The organism is Streptomyces gottesmaniae (assembly GCF_031845845.1).
In the GTDB taxonomy this organism is placed as follows: domain Bacteria; phylum Actinomycetota; class Actinomycetes; order Streptomycetales; family Streptomycetaceae; genus Streptomyces; species Streptomyces akebiae.
In genome coordinates, this window is the sequence record NZ_JAVRFJ010000031.1 from 26,206 (window position 1) to 44,627 (window position 18,422).

Annotated in this window: 13 protein-coding genes and 1 pseudogene; 1 reads left to right on the forward strand and 13 read right to left on the reverse strand. The window is 71.9% G+C overall.

What is annotated here, in order from left to right:
* Positions 1-95: 95 nt before the first annotated feature.
* The 13 genes and pseudogenes from RM704_RS30085 to RM704_RS30145 all read right to left on the reverse strand — a co-directional run bounded on the left by RM704_RS30085 (position 96) and on the right by RM704_RS30145 (position 16,911).
* Entirely contained in the window at positions 96-2,393 is a 2,298-nt protein-coding gene (locus RM704_RS30085; RefSeq protein ID WP_033524986.1) for a HelD family protein, read from the reverse strand.
* A 124-nt stretch (positions 2,394-2,517) separates the two neighbouring features.
* On the reverse strand, positions 2,518-3,306 hold the full coding sequence (locus RM704_RS30090) for an anti-sigma factor family protein (protein WP_192829543.1): 789 nt from the start codon (positions 3,304-3,306) through the stop codon (positions 2,518-2,520).
* 29 nt (positions 3,307-3,335) lie between these two features.
* Positions 3,336-3,911 (reverse strand): sigma-70 family RNA polymerase sigma factor, encoded by a 576-nt coding sequence (locus tag RM704_RS30095; RefSeq protein ID WP_013003188.1) that lies wholly within the window; start codon positions 3,909-3,911, stop codon positions 3,336-3,338.
* A gap of 290 nt (positions 3,912-4,201) precedes the next feature.
* Positions 4,202-4,791, reverse strand: a pseudogene (locus tag RM704_RS30100) (CGNR zinc finger domain-containing protein).
* Positions 4,792-5,092: 301 nt separating this feature from the next.
* A complete protein-coding gene (locus tag RM704_RS30105) occupies positions 5,093-6,283 on the reverse strand; it encodes a uroporphyrinogen-III synthase (protein WP_052145794.1) in 1,191 nt (396 codons plus the stop codon).
* Between the two features lie 238 nt (positions 6,284-6,521).
* Positions 6,522-7,904, reverse strand: a complete 1,383-nt coding sequence (locus RM704_RS30110; protein ID WP_033524983.1) for a nitrate/nitrite transporter — start codon at positions 7,902-7,904, stop codon at positions 6,522-6,524.
* A 202-nt stretch (positions 7,905-8,106) separates the two neighbouring features.
* A complete protein-coding gene (locus RM704_RS30115) occupies positions 8,107-9,498 on the reverse strand; it encodes a serine hydrolase domain-containing protein (protein WP_033524982.1) in 1,392 nt (463 codons plus the stop codon).
* A gap of 200 nt (positions 9,499-9,698) precedes the next feature.
* Positions 9,699-10,154 (reverse strand): helix-turn-helix domain-containing protein, encoded by a 456-nt coding sequence (locus RM704_RS30120; RefSeq protein WP_033524981.1) that lies wholly within the window; start codon positions 10,152-10,154, stop codon positions 9,699-9,701.
* A 156-nt stretch (positions 10,155-10,310) separates the two neighbouring features.
* Positions 10,311-11,126 carry a hypothetical protein gene (locus RM704_RS30125; RefSeq protein WP_033524980.1) on the reverse strand — a complete coding sequence of 272 codons (816 nt, stop codon included), beginning with the start codon at positions 11,124-11,126 and terminating at the stop codon, positions 10,311-10,313.
* Positions 11,127-11,244: 118 nt separating this feature from the next.
* The gene (locus RM704_RS30130) at positions 11,245-12,495 is read right to left on the reverse strand and encodes an acyltransferase family protein (protein ID WP_078936911.1); all 1,251 of its coding nucleotides are present in this window, start codon (positions 12,493-12,495) and stop codon (positions 11,245-11,247) included.
* Positions 12,492-14,801, reverse strand: a complete 2,310-nt coding sequence (locus RM704_RS30135; protein ID WP_033524979.1) for a bifunctional polysaccharide deacetylase/glycosyltransferase family 2 protein — start codon at positions 14,799-14,801, stop codon at positions 12,492-12,494. The genes RM704_RS30130 and RM704_RS30135 overlap by 4 nt, the downstream gene beginning before the upstream one ends.
* A complete protein-coding gene (locus RM704_RS30140; protein ID WP_311591375.1) occupies positions 14,801-15,775 on the reverse strand; it encodes a hypothetical protein in 975 nt (324 codons plus the stop codon). Before RM704_RS30140 ends, RM704_RS30135 begins: the two co-directional genes overlap by 1 nt.
* 161 nt (positions 15,776-15,936) lie before the next feature.
* Positions 15,937-16,911 carry a LysR family transcriptional regulator gene (locus RM704_RS30145; protein ID WP_033524978.1) on the reverse strand — a complete coding sequence of 325 codons (975 nt, stop codon included), beginning with the start codon at positions 16,909-16,911 and terminating at the stop codon, positions 15,937-15,939.
* Between the two features lie 84 nt (positions 16,912-16,995).
* On the opposite strand from RM704_RS30145, the gene RM704_RS30150 reads away from it, so the two are divergent.
* Positions 16,996-18,405, forward strand: a complete 1,410-nt coding sequence (locus tag RM704_RS30150) for an MFS transporter (RefSeq protein WP_311591376.1) — start codon at positions 16,996-16,998, stop codon at positions 18,403-18,405.
* Positions 18,406-18,422: the final 17 nt, after the last annotated feature.

Consider the following 18,422-nt stretch of genomic DNA (forward strand, 5'->3'; position numbering starts at 1 on the left):
GGGAGTTGTTTTTGGGGCGCCTTGGAGCTCGGGGGGTCGGGGGCGCGCCGACGGTGCGGTCCGGTGGGGCTCCTCGCGTCAGTCCCGCCCGCGCGTCAGTCCCGCAACAGGTCGGGGACTCCGTTCGCGTCGGGGTCGTCCCTCTCCGCCGACACGACCGTCAGCTGCTGTGTCGCCCGGGTGAGGGCCACGTACAGCACCCGCAGCCCGGCCGGGGACTCGTCCGCGATCTCCGCCGGGGAGACGACCACCGTGGCGTCGTACTCCAGGCCCTTCGCCTCCAGGCTGCCGAGGGCCACCACACGGTCACCGAGGCCGGCCAGCCAGCGGGCGGCCTCCTCCCGGCGGTTCATGGCGACCACCACGCCCACCGTGCCGTCGACGAGGTCCAGCAGACGGGCGGCCTCCGCGCGGGCCGTACGGGCGAGGGTGTCGCGGGCCGCCGTGACGAAGCGGGGCTCCACCCCGGTGGAGCGGACCGCCGACGGGGACTCGGAGCCCGGCATGGCCAGGGCCAGCACCTTCGCCGCCAGTTCGGCGATCTCGGCCGGGTTGCGGTAGTTGACGGTGAGGGTGAAGCGGCGGCGGGGGCGGGTGCCCAGGGCCTCGTCCCGGGCCTCGGCCGCCTCGTCGGGGTCGGACCAGGAGGACTGGGCGGGGTCGCCCACGACCGTCCAGGTGGCGTGGCGGCCGCGGCGGCCCACCATCCGCCACTGCATCGGCGTCAGGTCCTGCGCCTCGTCGACGATGACGTGCGCGTACTCGGTGCGCTCCTGCGCCAGCCGCTCGGCCCGCTCCCGCTGGGTCTCCTCGCGTACGGGCATGAGCTCCTCCAGGCCCGTGAGCTGGTCCAGCGGGTCGAGTTCGCGCTTCTTCCTGGGGCGGGCCGGGAGGCCGAGGATCGCCTGGAGTTCGTCGAGCACGGCGACGTCGTGCACGGACAGACCGTCCCGTTTCAGGGAGCGGGCGACGCGGCGGACCTCACCCGGGTTGAGGATGCGGCGGGCCCAGCGGCCGAGGCGGCGCTCGTCCGCCATGGCGGCGAGCACGCCGCGCGGGGTCAGTTCGGGCCACCAGGCGTCGAGGAAGGCGATGAACGCGTCCTCGCTCGTGATGTCCTCGTCGAAGGAGGAGCGCAGTTCGGCGGCCAGCTCCGGATCGGTGTGGCGGCCGGCCGCGCCCGACTGGGACCACAGGGCGTCCAGCAGCAGCTTGCGCGCCCGGGGGCGCAGCAGGTTGACCGGGGCCGTGCCGCTGAGCGCGTTGCGGCGGACGCGGTCCAGTTCGGGGGCCTCCAGTTCGAGGCGCCGGCCGAAGGCGACGACCCGCAGGCGGGTGGGCGCGTCGCTCGACTCCAGGGCGCCCCGGGCGGCCTTCCGCAACACCTTGAGCATGCGGTACGAGCCCTTGGCGCGGGCCACGGCCGGGGAGTCGTACAGCGTGGCCTCGGCACCGTCGACCAGGGAACCGATGGCGCGGATGGCGACCTGGCCCTCCTCGCCGAGGGAGGGCAGGACGCCTTCGGTGTAGGCGACCAGCAGCGGGGTCGGGGAGACGATCAGGATGCCGCCCGCGTACCGGCGGCGGTCCTGGTAGAGGAGGTAGGCGGCGCGGTGCAGGGCGACGGCCGTCTTGCCGGTGCCGGGGCCGCCCTCGACGTACGTCACCGAGGCGGCGGGGGCGCGGATCACCAGGTCCTGTTCGGCCTGGATGGAGGCGACGATGTCGCGCATGGTGTGGCTGCGGGCCTGGCCGAGGGCGGCCATGAGGGCGCCGTCGCCGATGACGGGCAGCTCGTGGCCGTCGAGGGAGGCCTTCAGCTCGGGGCGCATCAGGTCGTCCTCGACGCCGAGCACCTTGCGGCCCTTGGAGCGGATGACCCGGCGGCGGACGACCCGGCCGGGGTCGACCGGGGTCGAGCGGTAGAAGGGGGCGGCCGCCGGGGCCCGCCAGTCGATGACCAGCGGCGCGTAGTCGGAGTCCAGGACGCCGATGCGGCCGATGTGCAGGGTCTCGGCGATGTCGGCGGTCCTGTCGGGGCGCACCGCGCCCTCGGCCGGTTCGACGGCGGTGTACGCGCCGTCCGGACCCTTCTTGCCGTCCTTGCCGAGCAGCAGGTCGATCCGGCCGAAGAGGAAGTCCTCGAACTCGTTGTTGAGGCGGTTCAGGTGGATGCCCGCCCGAAAGACCTGGGCGTCCCGCTCCGCGAGCGCGCCCGGGGTGCCGACCTGACCGCGCTTGGCCGCGTCGTTCATCAGGAACTCCGCCTCGTGGATCTTCTCCTCGAGACGCCGGTAGACCCGGTCCAGATGTTCCTGTTCGACGCCGATCTCCTTCTCACGCACCGAGTCGTGAGCGGAGTCGAGCGTTTCCTGCTGAACCTGAGCGGCCACCCGGGCCCCCTTCTGACGTGCTGGGCAGCCGTCCACCGTACGCGAAAAGGACCCCGCCAGGCTATGTGCCCTACCGGGGTCCGTCCGCTGCTTGCCGCGAGGAGTGGCGTTTCGCCTCGACGGGTTACGCCTTGACCGAGACGAGCTTCTTGCCGCTGAAGGTCAGAACCTCGAAGTGGTCGATCTCGTCGGGGGTGAAGGCCGCGCCGCCGTGGACGTAGAGCGGGTTCCTCGCCTGCTCGGTCTTGGCGTTCTTGATGCCGTAGCCCCACTCCGGGACGGACCAGGAGGTGACCGTCTCACGCTCGCCGTTCTTGCCGACGGCGATCAGCGAGCACTTCTCCGGACCCTTGACGTTCTTCAGCTCCAGGACCGCGTGCGTGCCCCAGGCCTTGGACTCCATGCCGACCGTGGCGGTGACCTGCGTGGACGCGTCGGTGGACGACACCTTGTCCTTCGCGCCCATGTGCGTGAAGGAGTCCTGCGCCGCGCTGAAGGTCTGCCCCTCCTTCGGCGCCTCGTCCCCGCCGCCCGTCGTCGCGAACACCGCCGTCGGGCCGCCGACGATCAGGGCGACACCGGCCGCCAGCATGAAGAAGTTCCGTCGGCTCTTCTTCGCGCGGTGCTGGACGACCTCGCCGACCAGGCGGTCCGCGAGTCCGGTGGTCGGTTTCGCCGACAGGGACTCGCCGATGGCAGGTGTGCCCTGGGCAGCGGGCAGGTCGGCGAGCGCGGCCAGCATCGGTTCCATACCGGCCAGCTCGTCGAGCTGTTGTCCGCACCACTCGCACGTGGCGAGATGCATCTCGAACTGTGTGGCCTCGGCGTCGTCCAGTATCCCGAGGGCGTACGCGCCGACGGTCTCGTGGATGTTGTCGCCGGAACCTTGGGCTCCTTGCACAGATCCGGGCATTCCCGGTCCATACCCCCCGTAGATGTTGCTCATGCCGTCACCCCGCGCTCCTCTAGAGCCAGCTTCATCGACCGCAGGGCGTAGAACACCCGGGAGCGGACGGTGCCACTGGGGATGCCAAGCGTCTCGGCCGCCTCATTGACCGTACGCCCTTTGAAATAGGTCTCGACCAGGACCTCCCTGTGGGCAGGGGTCAGGTCGTCCAGCGCGTCCGACAGTGTCATCAGCCACAACGCCTTGTCGATCTCGTCCTCCGCGGGGATGACCTCCAGCGGCGACGGGTCGACCTCCTGCGGCCGGGCCTGCCGGCTGCGGTGGCCGTCGATGACGATGCGGCGTGCGACCGTCACCAGCCAGGGGCGTACCGATCCGGTCGCTCGATTGAGCTGACCGGCGTTCTTCCAGGCCCTGATGAGAGTTTCCTGCACAACGTCCTCGGCACGCTGGCGGTCGCCCGCGACCAGACGCAGCACGTACGCGAGCAAGGGTCCAGCGTGCTCGCGGTACAGCGCGCGCATCAGCTCCTCGTCTGGCTCTGAGGGCTGTGATGCGCGATGTCGGGCCCTGTGCGGGCGTTCATCGGCCACAGCGGAATCCTTGCGCACGGCTACCTCCGGTGTCCGGGGGTTCCCCCAGTCGGTCGCTCACATCGGGATACGTAGGTAACCAGTTGTGTGTTCAGAGTTGAGCCACAACTTTCTCGATTCAACGCGGGAAAAGTGAGGCAGGTGGGGGACAAGTGGTTCCATATCCACGCTTAAACCGGCACGCCTGGACGGGAACTGTGAAGACACCCGCGTCGCGATGTGAAAAACAGCACTGCTGCTTCTTTACGGCTACCCGGGGTTTGCCCAACTTCCCGACGGGGTAGGGCGGGTGGGCATTTCGGTGCCAACTACGCGCGGGCACGGGCCAGATCGGCCCGGCGGCGGTGGCGGGCCACGCGTTCGCGGTTGCCGCAGATCTCGCTGGAGCACCAGCGGCGGCGCCGGCCGCGGGAGGTGTCGACGTACACGACGGGGCAGTTGTCACCGGCGCACTGGCGCAGGCTCGCGCAGGCGTCGGGGTCGGTGAGCAGCTCCACGGTGTCACGGGCGAGCAGGGCGAGCAGCGCGGCGCAGTCGGGGGTGTGGTCGAGCGCGCGGGTGAGGGTGCCGTCGGCGCCGCGGACGGCACGGAGGACCGGAGTCGCCGCGCGGGCCAGGTCGTTGACCCTCGCCAGGGAGAGGTCGAAGGCGCGGGGGTCCGGGGCGCGGTCGGGGGCGGGGCGCACCAACCGGGCGATGTGGCCGCGCAGTTCTCTGAAGCCGACCAGCCAGTGGGGGTGACGTGGTCGAGGGGGGTGCCCTCGGGGACCAGGTGGGCGGCGGTGATCCAGGCGCGCAGGCCGGTCGGGGAGTCGAGTTGTTCCTCGGGGTGGGTGGTGGTGAGGAAGTCCAGGCAGAGGTGGCCGCAGTCGAAGCGAGGGGGTTGGGGGTGTGCCATGTGCCTGTCACCGCCCTTGGGTTGCCGGCCGGCAGGGGTGCGTTTGAGAGGTACGTACCCCTTACAGTGCCTGGGCGCACCCGGTGAGGGGAACCTGCGGTGCTCGGGCGGGTTGGGTCGCCCCCGCCGCCCCATCCCGTCCCGTCCTCAAGGGGCTGCGCCCCTTCGACCCCCAGCCGTCCGCCCGGTGGGGGCTGGTCGCGCAGTTCCCCGCGCCCCTTTCGGGCCTTCGGCCCTCAGGGCGAGAAGCACGGGCCGCAGGCCCTGACGGACCCGCGGCCGAAGACCGCCGGTCCGTCCCTCACGCGTCGTACTTCGCGTCCGCTGCCGGGTCCAGGGCCAGGCGGTAGCCGCGCTTGACCACGGTCTGGATCAGTTTCGGGGTGCCGAGGGCCGTGCGGAGGCGGGCCATCGCCGTCTCCACGGCGTGTTCGTCGCGGCCCGCGCCGGGGAGGGCGCGCAGGAGGTCGGAGCGGGGGACGACCCAGCCGGGCCTGCGGCAGAGCGCGCGGAGCAGGGACATGCCGGCCGGGGGCACGGGGCGCAGGGCCCCGTCGACGAGGACCGCGTGGCCGCGGATCTCCACATGGTGGCCGGCGACGGGCAGCGTGCGGGCGCGGCCGGGGAGTTCCTGGCACAGGAGTTGGACGAGCGGGCCGAGGCGGAAGCGTTCGGGCTGGACCGTGTCCACGCCGTGGACCTGGAGCGGCAGGGCGGTCACCGGGCCCACACAGGCGGGGAGGACGTCGTGGTTCAGCGCGTTGAGCAACTCAGGGAGCAGGCCCCGGTCCTCGGCGCGGGAGAGCAGGGACGCCGCCGCGGGGGCGCTGGTGAAGGTGAGGGCGTCGACGCCGCGGCCGACCGTCGCGTCGAGGAGGCGGTCCACGGGGGTGATGTCCTCGGGGGGCATCCAGCGGTAGACGGGGACGCCGACCACCTCCGCTCCCCCGGCGCGCAGGGACTCCACGAAGCCGGGGAGCGGTTCGCCGTGGAGCTGGACGGCGATGCGGCGGCCCTCGACCCCCTGCTCCAGCAGACGGTCGAGCACCTCGGCCATGGACTCGGAGGAGGGGGACCACTCCTCCGTGAGACCGGCGGCGCGGATCGCGCCCTTCACCTTCGGTCCGCGGGCCAGGACCTCGACACCCCGCAGCCGGTCGAGCAGGGCCTCGCCGAGGCCCCAGCCGTCCGCCGCCTCGACCCAGCCGCGGAAGCCGATGGCCGTCGTCGCCACCACGATGTCGGGTGCCTGGTCGAGCAGGCCCTTGGTCGCGGCGAGCAGTTCGCTGTCGTCGGCGAGCGGCACGATGCGCAGCGCGGGGGCGTGCAGGACCGCGGCGCCGCGGCGCTGGAGCAGTGCCCCGAGCTCGTCGGCACGGCGGGCGGCGGTGACGCCCACGGTGAAGCCGGCGAGCGGCCCGTGTTCGGTCTGCGCCACCCGGTCCGCTCGGTCGGTGCGGTCAGTCCGGTCCGTTCGATCTGTCCGGTCCATCCGATCCATCAGAACCGTCCTGTCTGGTCGATCGGCTCGATCTGATCGCTCGGGTCGCTGCTGTTCGTCGTACATGGCTCTCGTCCCGCAGTCGAGTCGTTGCACTCAGTCGAAGCTCTGTGCGGGTGCACCGATTGGCGCGCCCACATGCCGAACGAGCCTGTCAACGGCGCGTGACAGGCTCGGTTCGGCTTGATGTCGCTGGTGTTACGTCGCACGTGTCACAGCATGGGCGATGTCACACCTCGGCGTAGCTGAGCTGCGGCTTCGCCTCCGTCGCGGCCGTCGTCGCAGAGGCGTTCGAGGCCGAGCGGCGAAGGTATACGGCCCAGGTCACCGCGAAGCAGAGCCCGTAGAAGGCGAGGAAGGCGACGAAGGCGCCGGTGCCGGAGCCCACGGAGAGGAAGGACTGCCGGAAGGCCAGGTTGATGCCGAGGCCGCCGAGGGCGCCCACCGCGCCGATGATGCCCATGGAGGCACCGGAGAGACGGCGTCCGTAGGCCGCGGCCTCCTCTCCCTCCAGACCCTTGGCGAGGGCCTTGGCCTGGAAGATGCCCGGGATCATCTTGAAGGTGGAGCCGTTGCCCAGGCCGCTGAGGACGAAGAGCACGATGAACGCGGTGGTGAAGAGCGGCAGCGACTTCTGCATGGAGGCGATGACGATGATCCCGGTGGCGGCGGCCATGCCGACGTAGTTCCACAGGGTGATCTTGGCGCCGCCGTACTTGTCGGCGAGTGCGCCGCCCACCGGCCGGATCAGCGAGCCGAGCAGCGGGCCGATGAAGGTGACGTACGCGGACTCCAGGGGCGTACGGCCGAACTGGGTCTGCAGGACGAGGCCGAAGGCGAAGCTGTAGCCGATGAAGGAGCCGAAGGTGCCGATGTAGAGGAAGGACATGATCCAGGTGTGGCCCTCCTTCACGGCGTCCTTCGCGGCACCGGTGTCGTTCTTCACGGACGCGATGTTGTCCATGTAGACGGCGGCGAGGACCGCGGCGATGACGATGAAGGGGATGTAGATCCCGAGCAGGACACGGGGACCGCCGGCGGCGCCGATGACGGCGAGACCGATGAGCTGCACCACCGGGACGCCGATGTTGCCGCCGCCCGCGTTGAGACCGAGCGCCCAGCCCTTCTTCCGCAGCGGGAAGAAGGCGTTGATGTTCGTCATGGAGGAGGCGAAGTTGCCGCCGCCGATGCCGGCGAGCATCGCGCAGATCAGGAACGTGTTGAACGAGGTCCCGGGCTCCATCACGACGAAGGCCGCGACGGTCGGGATCAGCAGCAGGCTCGCGGAGACGACCGTCCAGTTGCGTCCGCCGAAGATCGCCACCGCGAAGGTGTACGGGATGCGGACGATGGCGCCGACCAGCGTGGCCATCGAGACGAGGAAGAACTTGTCGGCCGGGGTGAGCCCGTACTCGGGGCCCATGAAGAGCACCATCACCGACCAGACGGTCCAGATGGAGAAGCCGATGTGCTCCGAGAGCACCGAGAAGAAGAGGTTGCGACGGGCGACCTTCTCGCCGGTCTCGTTCCAGAAGGCTTCGTTCTCAGGGTCCCAGTGCTGAATCCAGCGGCCTCCCCTGCTCGATGCGGGGGCAGTGCTCGGGGCTGTCATGACGCCTCCACGTTCTCCGGGCTCCGGTGTCGCGATGCGGTGATGAGGGGTGATGAGTCCCGAAGGTAGGGAGAGCGCGTTTCCTGCCTGTGGCACTGGGTGACCGGAAAGGAACTTTGCTCTCACGAGCGGGCGGACCGGCCGGTGAGGAATCGGTGAGCAGGGCGTCATACCGGGTGGACACCTGGCGGATACCCGGTGGTCACGCCACTTTCGGCGCGGCCCTCATGCCAATGTAGGCGCACCGGGTGCCGTCGCTGAGCGTGGCGAAGACCACAGGCATCCAGTCCTCCGCGAACGAGGCGCCGCCGCCCGCCCCGGCGAACACCGTGTCCGACAAGGGCACGAGTTCCATCTCCAGGTCCGGCGAGTAGCCGACCATGCCGTCCACGAAGGCGTACGTGAGGTGCGGTGTGCCGTTCCTCTCGCCGATCGTGATGACGACTCCCTCCCTCTTGTACGTACCGGTCCAGGGCGTGATGTCGACGGTGGGCGGCTCGGCGGGCGGGGCGAACGGGGCGGGCAGCGTGATCCCGGCCAGCTCCGCCAGCAACTCGCGCAGCAGGTCGGCGTAGAGGAGGCGGGAGGCGCCGCCGTTGGTGAGCAACGCGACGGCGACGCCCTCGGTGGGCACCACACGGAGGAAGGCGTACTGGCCGGTCGCGGCGCCGTCGTGGCCGTAGCCCGGGACGCCGTCCCAGTCGTACAGCGTCCAGCCGAGGCCCCAGCCGTCGGCGCTGACCGTCCACTTGTCCGGGACGTCGGTCTCGCGGGCCTGCATGGCCCTCACCGTCTCGGGGCGGAGGACGCCGGCGCCGCCGTCGAGGTGGGCCTTCGCGTACCGGACGACGTCCCCGGCGGTGGCGAGCACCCGGGCGCCCGGTCCGGCCGCGCGTGGCATCAGGTCCCAGACCGGGGCCGGCGTCTGCGTCCCGTCCTCCCCCGCGAGGTGTCCCATCGCCGCGCGGAACGGCAGCGCCTCCTCGGGCAGGGTCATGGAGTGCGTCAGCCCGAGCGGCGTGAACACCCGCTCCTTGAGCGCCTGGTCCCAGGTCAGCCCGGTCAGCACCTCGACGATCCGGCCGAGGACGACGTATCCGATGCCGCTGTACGACACCGCCGTACCCGGCGGGCAGTCCATCGCCACGCCCTTCGCGGCCTCGACGTACCTGGCGATCGCGTCGTCGCCGCGCCCGGTGTCGATGTGGAAGTCGCAGGTCAGGCCGCTGGTGTGGGAGAGCAGCATGCGGGGCGTGATGACCTCGGTGGCGGCCGGGTCGACGGTCGCGAACTCCGGCAGCACCTTCACCACCGGGACGTCCAGGTCGAGTTCGCCGGACTCCACCAGCTGCATGACGAGGGCGGCGGTGTAGACCTTCGCGATCGAGCCGAGCTGGAAGACGGAGTCGGTGGTGGTCTCCACGCCGGTCGCGCGGCTGAGCACCCCGCTCGCGAGTTCGTGGACCTCGCCGTCGACGACGAAGGCGAGGCTCGCGCCGGGCACGTCGTGGGCGGCGCGGAGGGTGTCGAGGCGACGCTGCCAGTGGGCGAGGTCGAGGGCGGGGACAGGGGCGGGGGCGGCGGGCTGAGACATGGCGGATCCTCCGGGACGTGTGCGGGCGGGGCCGCCGCCGTGCGTTGCGCGGCGGCCTGGAACACCGTACGCATTGCGCACAGCGTGCGCAAGCACGAACGGTGTTCCGGGCTGAGCGCGCGAAGGCCGCGTACGACGACTGCCGCACGCGGCCTCGAGGTCGGGGTCGGGGTCAGGGAGGGCTCAGGTGGTGGGGACGGTCAGGTACCCGCCTGGTCGCCCCCGCCCGCTTCCGGGGCGTCGGGGGCGCCGCGTCGGAGCTGTTCGGTGATCTGGACGAAGGCCGCCCGCAGGTGTTCCGGGATGCCGAGAGCGGCCGCCGCCTGCTCGGCGGTGAGCGTGGGGTCGCCGGGGACCGTGCCGGTCCCGGGTGGCGTGTGGGTGGGGGGCAGGTCCTGCTCGGTCAGCTTGCCCGAGCGGATCAGGACCTCCCGCACGGGGATGCCGAGCGCCCTGGACAGACCGCGCATCGTGTCCAGATCGGGCATGCTCTGCCGCTGCAGCAACCGGGTGATGGCCGCCCGGTGCACCCCCGCGTCCTCGGCGAGCTTGGTCTTTCCACCGCCCCGAGGGCTGTCGATGTCGTACCCGCGCGCCCGCATCACGCCTTGTATCCAGGCCGCGAACTCGTCGATGTGAGCGGCATCGCTCTTCATGGTGGACGCTCCTTCCCTCCCCCTCAGTCGCCACCGCCCCACCGCTTGGTTGCCCCGGCCCCCATGGTGGGATCGGCGACGAGCGGGAGACAGGGACACAGCGGTGGGGGGTGGGCCGGAGACCCGGCCCACCCCCCACCGACGTACCGGAGCGCGTCAGCTCGACGACTCGCCCACATAGCTGAGCGTGTCCGTGCCGCCGGCCTCCCAGGTGATGACCACGTCGTCGCCGGAGCGGCGGACGGTGGCGAAGGTGACGTCCTCGTCGCTGACGTCCTTCGAGGCCATGGGGGTCAGGGCCATACGGAAGTTGTTCTCGTCGCGGTAGGCACCGACGCCGGTCATGATGCCCTTGCCGCCGACCATGTCGATGTAGGAGAGCGGGTGCTGGCCCTTGCCGTCACCGCTGGTCTGCTCGGCACCGATGGTCAGGGTCCGGGCCTCGTCGTCCTGCCACTGGCCCTCGACGCCCTTGGCGGGCGCGGTGCTCGAGCCGCCGTCGTCCAGACCGCCGTCGGGCGTTCCGGTGCCCTCGTCGGCGGCGTCGTCCCCGGTGGCCTCCTCCGTCGGGGTCGCGGAGCCGGTCTCCGTGGCCGAGACGCTCTGCTCGGGCTTGGCCGTGGTGTCGTCGTCCCCGTTGGCGGTGAGGAGGAAGACTCCCCCGCCGATCACCGCGAGCGCCGCCACGACGGCCACGATGATCAGCGCGACTTTGCCACCGCTACCACCGGAGGGCGGGGGCGGCGGCGGATAACCCCCGTACTGAGGCCCGTAGTTCCCCGCCCCCGGCCCGCCCGGCGCCCCGTACGGCGGCTGCCCGCCGGCCCCGTACGGCTGCTGCGGAGCCGTCGCGTACGGGTTCGGCGGCTGACCGGGCACCTGGCCCGGAGGCGGGTACGACCCCGGGTACGGCTGCTGCGGCGGCTGGGTTCCGTAACCGTCGTACGGCGGCTGGCCGGGGGGCTGGGTCATCGGCGGGTGTCACTCCTTGAGTCGCTTCGACGAGGCGAGCAGTGCGAGGAACACCTGCCTCAAGCGAGCCCAACATCCAACACCCGGTCAGTCGTACGCAAGTGCGTATCCCGGTTGGTTACCGGCTCAGTACACGACGGGCCGGCCACCACCGCGGCCTGCGCCGGGCCGCCAGATCCTCCGCCCAGCCGAAGGCGACGACACAGAGGGCGATCAGCAGCCAGGTCACGACCAGCACGGGCCAGACGCTCTCCAGCAGCCACGGGACGTGCTGTTCGAGGAACACCACGTTCCACAGCCGGTCCCACTGGGTCGCGGCGATCAGGATGCAGGTGTTGTGCCAGAGATAGATCGTCACGGCACGGGCGTTGAGCAGGGTGATCAGCCCGTCCCAGCGGCGCAGCCGGTCCGGCCACTCCTGCCACGACGGGCTGATGTGCAGCAGCAGCGCCACCGTGCCGACGGACCAGAGCGCCTGGGCGAACGGCATGCTGTCCAGGTCGTTGCCGGTGCCGAAGTCGTGGTTCAGGGCGTACCAGAGACCGACCAGGGCGACCGCCGGGGCCACGGAGGGGACGAGATAGCGCGGAAGGCGCGCGAGGATGCCCTCCTGGTGGGCCATGCCGAGGATCCAGCAGGCGCCGAACGTGCTGAAGTCCGTCAGCCCCGACGCGAACCGCTCGCCCGGCAGTTGGAGCAGACCCAGCTCGAAGACCCCGGCCAGCGCGATCGGAGCGAGGACCGTCACCGCCGGTACCGCCCGCAGCGCGCGGAGCAGCAGCGGGGAGAGGACGACGTACCAGAGGTAGGCGCGGACGTACCAGAGAGGTCCGGCGAGTTCCCCGGCCCAGTCGGCGCCGATGAGGCCCTGGACTCCGGGCAGGCCCTCGGCGTACGGCGGGTCGCTGATCGGGACGATCCAGAACGTGAGGTGGAACCACCACCAGGCGGGGTGCCCGTCCGCGTCCGGCCCCCATCCCTGGACCACCATCGCCGTCACGCCGACGACACCCAGCAGCCACACCGGCGGCAGCAGTCGGCGGAGCCGGCCCCGGACGACACCCAGGGCCGGGCGCCTCAGCGAGCGCGCCATGAGGTGGCCGGCGAGGGCGAACATCACGCCCATGGAGGGGAAGAGGAGCGGCAGCCAGGCCCAGCCGGTGAGGTGGTAGAGCACCACCCGGAAGAGGGCGAGGGCCCTGAGGAGGTCGAAGTAGCGGTCCCGGCCGGGGGCGCGGGCGGGCGGGTCCTGCGGTCCGGCGCCGGCCTGCGGGGGCACACCCGGCGCGGGCGAGCCGGGCCGCGAGTCGTCCTGTGAGCCGGGGTGTGAGGAGTCGGGCGGCGTGGAGCCGTGCGCGAGGGTGCTCATCCGACCGGCCTCCGCTCCCCCGTCTGCTGCTGGGGCACGGCACCCTCCGGCGGCGCGCCGGGCAGCCCCACGGCACCCGTCCGCCGCAGCTTCTGCCAGCGCAGCCGGCCGCCGGTCAGCGCCGTGATCCACGACTGGAGCAGGACGACGTACATGAGCTGGCGGTAGAGGAGCTGCTGGAGGGGGAGGGAGATCAGATGGGTCATGCGCTCCTTGTCCAGGTGGAACGCCAGGGCCGCGCAGACCACCTGGACGGCCAGGACGCCCAGCCAGGCGCCGATCGTCTTCTCCGTGGGCCCGAAGATCAGCCCGTAGAGCAGGAACACGTCGATCAGCGGGGCCAGCAGGGGCGCCACCACCATGAACAGCGAGACCAGCGGAAGGCCCACGCGTCCGAAGCGGCCGGAGGGCCCCCGGTCGAAGAACGAGCCACGGTGCTTCCAGATCGCCTGCATGGTGCCGTACGACCAGCGGTAGCGCTGGGACCACAACTGCTGGACGGACTCCGGGGCCTCGGTCCAGGCGCGCGCGTTCTCCGCGTAGACGACGTGCCAGCCGTCGCGGTGCATGGCCATGGTGATGTCGGTGTCCTCGGCGAGGGTGTCCTCGCTCATCCCGCCGACGCGTTCGAGGGCCTCGCGGCGGAACGCCCCGACCGCGCCGGGGATCGTCGGCATGCAGCGCAGGATGTCGTACATCCGGCGGTCGAGGTTGAAGCCCATCACGTACTCGATGTGCTGCCAGGCGCCGATGAGGGTGTCCCGGTTGCCGACCTTGGCGTTACCGGCGACCGCGCCGACCCGGGGGTCGGCGAAGGGCTGGACCAGTTCGCGGACGGTGGACGGTTCGAAGACCGTGTCGCCGTCCATCATGACGATGATCTCGTGCCGGGCGTTGGCGATGCCCCGGTTGAGGGCGGCGGGCTTGCCCGCGTTGAGCTGCCGTACGACGCGGACGCCCGGCAGGTCCTTGCCCAGCTCCTCGACGATGCCGGCCGTGCCGTCGCTGGAGCCGTCGTCGATGACCAGCACCTCGATGGGGTGGTCGCTCGCCACCAGGGAACGGACCGTCTTCTCGATGCACTTGGCCTCGTTGTACGCGGGGACGAGCACCGAGACGGGTTCCGTGATCGGCCCGTCCGGGCCCCAGCGGAAGGCGCGGCGGCGGACCTTGCGGGCGTGCGCGACCGACAGGATCAGCATCAGGCCGAAGCGGGCGAGGACGAGGACGCCGACGACCGCGAGGGCGACGACGAGGACGCTCGTGGTCTTCTCCGAGACCTGCACCAGGGTGACCCAGACCTTGCCCTTCACCAGGCCGAGGCCCGTGACCGGGGTATGGGCGCTGGGGGCCTTCAGGGCGCCGGTCAGGGTGTCGAACTTGTAGCCCTTGACCTGGAGCTGGGGGATGTAGCGGTCCAGCGCGGCGACGGTCTGCGAGCGGTCGCCGCCGGAGTCGTGCATCAGCACGACCGCGCCCTCGCCGCGCTCGGGCGTGGACCGGCGGATGATCTCGGCGACACCCGGCCGCTGCCAGTCCTGGCTGTCGGTGTCGCTGACGACGGTGATGTAGCCGCGGCTGCCGATGTACTGCGTCACCGGCCACGTCCGGTTGTCCATGCGCTCCGAGAACGACGAGTACGGCGGCCGGAACAGCGAGGTGCGGATACCGGCGGCGCCCGCGAGCGCCAGCTGGTTCTGGGAGAGCTCCCAGTCGATGCGGTCCTTCGTCTGGAGCGAGAGGTCCGGGTGGTTGAAGGTGTGCAGACCGATCTCGTGGCCCTCGTCGACCATGCGCCGGACCAGGTCCGGGTAGCGGGAGGCCATGGTGCCGGTGATGAAGAAGACGGCCTTGGCGTCGTGCTTCCTCAGCATGTCGAGGACCTTGGGGGTCCACCGGGGGTCCGGCCCGTCGTCGAACGTCAGGACCAGCTCGTAGTCGGGGATGTCCAGGCTGAGGCGGCGTTCCGAGCGGGTGTCGATGACGGGCCCGCCCTTCAGTATGTCCTTCGGCACCCGGTCGTTCGAGACGGGCGGCCGGACCCGGTGGTCCGCGAGGATCTCGCTGTGCACGTAGCCGCGCAGCATGAGCATGGCCATCAGGGCGAGGAGCAGGACGCAGGGGAGCAGATGACGCAGCGGCACCCGCCGCCCGGAACGCTTCTTCGGGCTCCTGCGCGCACGCTTCGCGGAGCCGTTCTCCGTGGTGTCGTCGGTGCCGCCCGTACCGCTCGTCGAGGAACGCGGTGAGCGGGTGGGGCGCTTGGCGGCACGCGAGGGCGTGCCGCCGCGCTGGGAGCGGGTCATCAGGCGGGTGTCTCCGGGTTCTGCGGGTCCTGCGGGCTCGACGGCTCCTGCGGGCTCTGTGAGCCGTCCGAGGTCGCCGGGGCGGGCTCGACGGGCGCCGGGGAGGCCGGACCGCCGGCGACGGTGTCCGTGCCGCCGTCCGGAGCGGGGCCGGGGTCGGTGGTGTCCGAGGGCGTGGGCGACGGCGAGGCCGAGGGGCTGGGGTCGACCTTCGGCGGCTCGGACGCGGAGGCGGACGGCTCGGGGTCCTCGGCGCTGGTGCTCGGCTTCGGCTGCGGCACCACGCCGGCGCTGGGCCGGGCCGAGGGCTCGGCACCGGCGGACGACTCGGGCTGCCGGGCCCGTCCCGACGCACCGGTCGGCGACTTGCCGCCGGGCGAGACCGTCGCTCCCGCGCGGCCGCCGCCCGGACCGGAGTCGGGTACGAAACCGTCCGCCGTGTCGGACCGCTCGTCCGACTCGGCCGGCAGCGGAGGTGTGTCCACCTTGCTCGCCGGTTTGTCGTCCTTCTGCATCGGCACCGGCAGCCAGGGGGCGTCGGAGTTGCCCGACACCAGGGTGCCGACGATGACCACGGCGTACGCCGCGCAGGCGGTGCCGACGGCGATACCGAGCCGCCGGTAGAGGTTGCGGCGCCGCCCCGACTCGTCGACGAAGACCGGCCCGTCGGAGTCCTGACCGGCACCCGCCGCGTCCCCGTTCTTCCCGGCGTGTCTGCCGGTTCCCTCCTCCACCTCACGCCCGACGCCGTCGAGTTGGACGGTCACCTCGTGCGGATCGTGGTTGCGCCCGGGCTGGTCGGGCCGCTCCCAGGGCGCCGCCTCCACCTGGGAGACCGCTCCCGTCCTGCCGGCGGCGTCGGGCCAGACCACCTCGTTTCCCGAGTCACCGCCACCACCATCACGGCCCGGACCCGGGCCCTCGCCCTCGGTCCGCTTCGGCTGAATGCCCTTGGGCCAGTTGTCGACGTGCACGCACTTCCCCCCACGGGATCGTTCCAGGTGCGTGTTCGATGCCGGGCTGTCGCACTTTCCTGTACCGGACCGGGCCCCCACCCGATCCGGGGCGCCCCACCCATTCACACGCACCCGGGCCAACGAATGTATGGGCGGGAAAGATGTGCATGTGTGTGACGTCAGATGAAGGTCATCATGATGAGTGCATCTGTGGGCGGAATCCACCCGTCCGCCGGATGTGACAGCCATACTCCCGCCTCCGCCAGCTCGGCGGCGGCCCGCCGCAACGCGTCGAGCCCGGGATGGCGGAGCCCCTTCCGCCACACCAGCGAGACCGGGGACAGCGGTACGGGGTCGACGAGCGGCCGCGCCACCGTGCCCGGCATGGGCGGGAAGTCCACCACCGCCAGTACCGGTGACCTCGTCTTGGCCATGATCCGCCGGAACTCCTCCTCCCCCACGGCCAGCGGGGCGGGCGGCGCGAGCTCGATCCCCCGCCCCTCGAAGAGCCGCGCCGCCAGATCCGTCCACTCCGGCGTACGGGGGTTCCCGGCCCCGGCGTACACCCGCTCGCCCGCGAGTTCCGCCAGCGGTACGGCGTCCAGTGCGGCCAGCCGGTGGTCCTCGGGCAGGATCACCGTCATCGGCGCGTACCGCACCGGCTGCTGTGCGAGGCCGACCCGGACCGCCGGTTCGAGCCCCGCGAACCGCCCGAACGACACGTCCAGCCGCCCCGCGAGGATCTCGGCCGCCGCGTACGTCAGTCCGCTCTCGTAGCGGGCCATCAGCTCCAGCTCCGGCGCCAGTTCCCGGGCCCGCCGCAGCACCCGCGCGCCGGTGGCCAGCCCCGGCGAGTTGAGGTCCACCAGCAGGGGCCGGGCCTGCCGGAACGCGGCCACCAACTCCTCCTGCGCCTCCAGCACCCGCCGCGCGTGGGGCACCAGCCGCTCCCCGTCCCCCGTCAGCACCACCTGCCGGGTGCTGCGCACGAACAGCTCCACCCCCAACTCCCGTTCCAGCCGCCGGACATCCCGGCTGAGTGCCTGCTGGGCGACGTAGAGCCGAGCGGCGGCCCGGGTGAAGTGCAGTTCTTCGGCGACGGCGAGGAACCCGCGGAGAAGCCGAGGATCGACGGCGTACGGGGCGGCGGACATCCGGCGAATCTACAACTGAAGTGCGTGAATGACGACGGAGCAGGTGTTGGACGGTGGATCAAGGAACGGGCGACGGTAGGCCACATGCCGAGACCCGAACCCGACCACCCACGCACGCCCCTGCTCACCGTCACCGCCGACACCCTCGTGGCAGCCGACTTCTCTTCTCGTCGCCGCCCGAGGACAGCGCCCCGAACGGGGCGCGGGGAACTGCGCGAGAAGCCCCACCCATCCGCACCCGCCGACGAAACAAGCACCCCCACCCCCTCAGGCGCCCCCACCCCCTACCGCGCCCTCTTCCAGCACCCCGGCACCCTCCGCTTCGCCGCGGCCGCCCTCCTCGCCCGCCTCCCCATGGGCATGTTCGGCGTGAGCGCGATCCTGATGATCGCCGACGCCCGCGGCTCCTACGCCCTCGCCGGCGCGGTCGTCGCCACCGGCCTCGGCGCCACCGCCCTGGTCGCCCCCTGGACCGCCCGGCTGGTGGACCGCCACGGCCAGGCCAGGATCGCCGTACCCGCCACCGCCGTCGCCCTCCTCGGCGGCCTCTGCCTGATCGCCTGTGTCCACTGGAACGCCCCGGACTGGACCCTGTTCGCCTCGTACGCGGCCACCGCCACGGCCCCCAACACCGGCGGCATGTCCCGCGCCCGCTGGGCCCATCTCCTGAAGGGGGACCCTGCCGCCCTGCACACCGCCAACTCCTACGAACAGGCGGCGGACGAACTCTGCTTCATGCTCGGCCCGGTCCTCGCCGCCGTCCTCTGCACCACCCTGTTCCCCGAGGCCGGCACCCTGGTCGGCGGCCTGCTCTGCATGACGGGCGTCCTGCTCTTCGCCGCCCAGCGCGCCACGGAACCGCCGCCCACGGGCCGTACGACCGCGAAGTCCCCCCTGCGCGCCCCCGGCATCCCGCCGCTCCTCGCCGTCTTCCTCGCCACCGGTGCGGTCTTCGGGTCCCTGGAGGTCGTCACCATCGCCTACGCGGACGCCCGGGGCCATGCCTCCTGGGCGGGGGTGATCCTCGGCCTGCAGGCGGCCGGCTCCTGCGCGGCGGGGCTGGCCTACGGCGCGCTGCGGGTGACGGGCCCGGCGGAGCGCCGCCTTTGCCGGTGCCTCGCCGCGATGACCGCCCTCATGGCTCTCCCCTGGCTCGCCGCCGCCGGCACCGGGTCCCTGCTGTTCCTCGCCCCGGCCCTCCTGCTCGCCGGCATGGCCACCGCTCCCACGATGGTCACCGCCATGGCCCTGGTCCAGCGGCGCACCCCGCGGGGCCGGCTGAACGAGGGCATGACCCTCGCCGTCACCGGTCTGCTCGGCGGGATAGCGGGCGGATCGGCGCTGGGCGGCTGGGTCGCGGAACACGCCCCGGCGGCCGGCACCGGCTTCGCCTCCGGCGCGACCGGCTTCGCGGTACCGGTGGCCGCGGCGGCCCTGGCTCTGCCGGTCGCGATGATCCGGACGAATTCCCGTGCACCCATTGACGCACTCTGAACCCGCCCTTACCTTCC

Bases quoted from the DNA above. Each gene is read 5' to 3' on its own strand.
- RM704_RS30105 (WP_052145794.1), bottom strand. From the start codon at position 6,283: ATGGACCGGACAGATCGAACGGACCGGACTGACCGCACCGACCGAGCG.
- RM704_RS30110 (WP_033524983.1), bottom strand. From the start codon at position 7,904: ATGACAGCCCCGAGCACTGCCCCCGCATCGAGCAGGGGAGGCCGCTGG.
- RM704_RS30150 (WP_311591376.1), top strand. From the start codon at position 16,996: ATGCCGAGACCCGAACCCGACCACCCACGCACGCCCCTGCTCACCGTC.
- RM704_RS30130 (WP_078936911.1), bottom strand. From the start codon at position 12,495: ATGAGCACCCTCGCGCACGGCTCCACGCCGCCCGACTCCTCACACCCC.
- RM704_RS30145 (WP_033524978.1), bottom strand. From the start codon at position 16,911: ATGTCCGCCGCCCCGTACGCCGTCGATCCTCGGCTTCTCCGCGGGTTC.
- RM704_RS30125 (WP_033524980.1), bottom strand. From the start codon at position 11,126: ATGACCCAGCCCCCCGGCCAGCCGCCGTACGACGGTTACGGAACCCAG.
- RM704_RS30115 (WP_033524982.1), bottom strand. From the start codon at position 9,498: ATGTCTCAGCCCGCCGCCCCCGCCCCTGTCCCCGCCCTCGACCTCGCC.
- RM704_RS30135 (WP_033524979.1), bottom strand. From the start codon at position 14,801: ATGACCCGCTCCCAGCGCGGCGGCACGCCCTCGCGTGCCGCCAAGCGC.
- RM704_RS30090 (WP_192829543.1), bottom strand. From the start codon at position 3,306: ATGCCCGGATCTGTGCAAGGAGCCCAAGGTTCCGGCGACAACATCCAC.
- RM704_RS30120 (WP_033524981.1), bottom strand. From the start codon at position 10,154: ATGAAGAGCGATGCCGCTCACATCGACGAGTTCGCGGCCTGGATACAA.